Below are 3,609 nucleotides of genomic sequence, written 5' to 3'. Positions count from 1 at the left end.
TGATTTGCCCGACGGCGAAAGCGGAATATTTTTCGCTGCAAGGGTGGACAGACTTTCGAGTGATTTGCCCGTCGGGTCGTTCTGTCGCGGGCCAAGCATCGAAATCGTCGTTGCGTCCGAAGCGAAGCAGGCCGTAGCGAAAACAGAATGCCGTCTCAGAAGTTCGGCCGAAATTCCCTGCATGTCCGTTTTTGGGCCGCATGCGGACTCATGCAGTGCAGCATCACTCAAACGATGGCAACTGGTTCAGACGACGGCGGTCGCAATAGCTTGCACGGCAAGTGCTTATGCGTTGCCGCTTAGCCGTCTGAGGGTTGCTGATGAACTGAAGCGGATTGAAGCGGAGCAGGGCAGTCCTCGTCGAGGATCTGCCGGACCTGCGTGAGTATCTCGCGCTCGGGGACATTTCGGCTGTCCAAGCGCAAGTGGATGCAGGTGAGACCGATCCTCGCCGAGGGTGTGTTTACCTTCGGAGTCCGTTTCTACGGATGCACGAGTAGTAGGCGTCTGCGCCAACAGCGTTTCCTTTGGCAGTGGCAGCGGGATTAGCAGAAGCATGCCCACTTGGGCTCTTGCCGCCTCATTGGCCTGCCTGAAGCATTCAGCACGTATCGCCCCAGTCCTATCCGTCTGTTGTCCTGTTTGCGCCGATGATGAGGTTGCAAGGAATGGAAGTATGGCGACTGCCAACAGCGTTCGCATGTTCAGCATATTTTTCCTCCTTGAAGACGTTGGATAGCAGCGTAGTGCGGGTCTACAATCCGAAAGGTTTTCAGCTCGCCCGCGCTGGTGCCAAGGCCGCCTGCAATAAAGGGAAGAACGGCAAGAACCACATATCGACGTAGATCAATGGCGCAGACCGGGCGATGGGTCCTGCAACGCTAGCCAAAGTCCCGGCCTTGCTGCATGGCGCACCAATTTGCGCCATACGATGCGGGCGAAGCCAAGGCTGGAGCCGAGCGCGCTGCTACGCGGTACCTTGCAGCGCGAGCACTTGATCTCGAGCCAGCTGTACCTCGCGTTGATCGCCTGGTCGATCGATCGGCCCGCCATAAGCCCACATGCGCCTGTTCGAACTCTCGGCGGCGAGAGCGTCCGCCTCGCGGATTAGCACCTCACCGGCGTCGCGCTTTTCGGCGGCGCGTTCGGCCAAGATCTTGGTCAAACGCCTGCGTCTTCGTCAGCCCCTTTGCGGGCGCTTTACGGTCGCCGCCGGAAAGGGCGTTGGATGATGTTTCGGGGCCGTGCCAGAGACAACAGATCCGTGAACAGGCGTTAACATACAGACGGTTGGCAAGGTTTTGGCGGGTCTGCGAGGCATGGGTCCAGCGCGACCGGCAATCAATGGATCGGCGACTTCAAGGAAGAATGATTCTCCTCGATGATTCTCCTGTGGGGATCATCTCGTGCCATCGTAAACCTCCCCGCGCACGCGCTATCGAGTTCCCTTCTGGTGAGTGCCTAAATTTCAGTCGGGCGTTGAGGCAAAATAAGCTAATTATTTCAGTGTGTTGGTCGATCACGCCCACTCACAGCGCCGTGATATTTGTGCAACATGCGTCCGAAAAGAAGCGGAGGTACCTGCGGACTCCTCTCTCTTTTGTTGCGCGTTTGGAGACCTTCGTTTCTTATGGAACAGCGACGGAGGGGGCATCCCGAAGTCGTCCCGTTCTTGGTGGTTCGCTTAAGTCCCTCGCGTTTTCGCGGGAGTCCGAAAGCGCGAAGCGGCTTGACGGGTTTTGGGGGGACTAGGGAATCAGCTTCAGGGTTTTTACCCGGCGGATCCGCAGCTCTTCCTTACAGAGCAACTTGGAGGTTTAACATGAAGATGGTTAAGAGCCTTATCCTCGGCTCAGCGGCGGGTCTGCTCGCCATGGGCGGGGCACAGGCGGCCGATCTTCCCGTCAAGGCCAAAGCGGTCGAGTACGTGAGGATCTGTTCGCTCTACGGCGCCGGTTTCTGGTACATCCCCGGCACCGACACCTGCATGAAGATCGGTGGTTACCTGCGTGTCGACACCACGTTCAACGGCAGCATCTACAATCAGCCGGCGTGGTCGGGCGACCTCGGTCAGCAGAACCGGTATGCCGACTACTTCGCCGCCCGCTCCCGTATGGCGCTGACGGTCGATACCCGCACCGCGACCGAATATGGCGTGGTCCGTACCTTCGCTCAAGCCGACTTCCAGTTCTCGACGCTCGGCGGCAGCACCACCAACCCGAACTCGATCAACGGTTCGCTCCCGGTCGCGGGCTCTCAGTTGCTTGACACTCCCGGCGGCGGCTATGTCGCGGTCGAATTCGTGTTCATCCAGTTCGCGGGCTTCACCTTCGGTAAGTCGGCATCGGCCTACGCGACGCCGTGGCATGGTTATCCGGGCAACAACTCGTCGTTCCTGCTCGGCGGTCATGACACCGTCACCGGCGTGAACAACATCCAGTACACCGCGCAGTTCGGCAACGGCGTGTCGGGCACCATCGGCCTCGATGATCCGACCGTCTTCGACCGCACCGTCGTGGCCAACCTGACCGTGCCGCTCACGTCACAGGGCGCTGTCGCCAACGCCTATGCCGGCGTGCATGCGCCCGACGTCGTCGGTAACATCCGCATCGACCAGGCTTGGGGTCTGTTCCAGATTTCGGCTTCGGCGCATGAAGTCAACGGCTCCTACAATGTCCTGAATACGGTCGGTGCTCCTGCCGGTGCGGTCGGTCTGCCGGGTGCGGCGCCGACCAATCTGTCTGAACTCTCCGGTCACCCCGACACCAAGTGGGGCGGCGCGGTGATGGCTGCGTTGCAGATCAAGAACATCCCGACCGGTCCCGGCGACGACTTCAAGATCGATGCCACCTTTGCCAAGGGTAACACCAAGCAGGTGATCTCGACGTCGTCGACATCGCCTAACCCGTTCTCGATGTTCGGTAGCGGTAATTTCGGTTCCTTCGGGAGCATCGGCTTCGGGGCGGTGACGGACGGAGTATATGCACCGGCTGGCTTGGCGGGTCCGTTGTTTGGTGCTGATGGGAAAATCCATCTGACGACAGCATGGGGCGTCCGTGGTGCGTTCAACCACAACTGGGATCCCTACTGGTCGAGCAGCTTGTTCGGCAGCTACTCCAGCGTGAGCTACGATAACACGGCAAAATTCTTCGTTTGCTCCACCTTCACTGCTGCCCGCCTCACAGCGACCAGTGCCGACTTCAGCTGTAACCCCGACTTCAACGTCTCGCAGCTCGGTACGATCACCCGCTGGACCCCGGTCAAGAACCTGACGTTCTCGGGCGAATTCATGTGGTTCCACCTCGACCAGAAGTTCACTGGCTCTGCTATCCTTACCCCGTCGGCGCCGATGCCGACCGCTCGGTACGACTTCAAGGACCAGGATACGTTCAGCTTGAACGTCCGCGTTCAGCGCAACTTCTGATCCTCGTTTCACACGAAACTTAATCAAGCCCCCCGGCAAGCGATTGCCGGGGGTTCTGTTTGCGCGACAGGGCTTTAGTATGCGGTGCAGTGAGGAGCGCTGCTGACTGAGATAGATCGACATCACGCCAGTGCCGACGGCTGGTCAGGTAGTAGAGTGTGTTCTGGACCTTGACTCCGTCCGCC

Annotated in this window: 3 protein-coding genes; 1 reads left to right on the top strand and 2 read right to left on the bottom strand. The window is 59.3% G+C overall.

Annotated features, from left to right (window positions below; genetic code table 11):
• Positions 1-183: hypothetical protein (locus CWO89_RS47340; protein WP_207234692.1), on the bottom strand; the 183-nt coding region annotated here is incomplete at its 3' end.
• A gap of 784 nt (positions 184-967) precedes the next feature.
• A complete protein-coding gene (locus CWO89_RS41870) occupies positions 968-1,165 on the bottom strand; it encodes a hypothetical protein (RefSeq protein WP_130584077.1) in 198 nt (65 codons plus the stop codon).
• A gap of 657 nt (positions 1,166-1,822) precedes the next feature.
• Between CWO89_RS41870 and CWO89_RS41865 the strand changes: the two genes are divergently transcribed.
• Positions 1,823-3,424 carry a porin gene (locus CWO89_RS41865; RefSeq protein ID WP_130584076.1) on the top strand — a complete coding sequence of 534 codons (1,602 nt, stop codon included), beginning with the start codon at positions 1,823-1,825 and terminating at the stop codon, positions 3,422-3,424.
• Positions 3,425-3,609 lie beyond the last annotated feature (185 nt).

The organism is Bradyrhizobium sp. Leo170 (assembly GCF_004296405.1).
Classification (GTDB): domain Bacteria; phylum Pseudomonadota; class Alphaproteobacteria; order Rhizobiales; family Xanthobacteraceae; genus Bradyrhizobium.
The sequence above is the reverse complement of the archived record's forward strand: the minus strand, read 5'-3'. Positions and strand labels throughout refer to the sequence as shown.

Excerpts from the sequence above, each read along its gene's own strand:
- CWO89_RS41865 (WP_130584076.1), top strand. The coding sequence starts at position 1,823 with ATGAAGATGGTTAAGAGCCTTATCCTCGGCTCAGCGGCGGGTCTGCTC.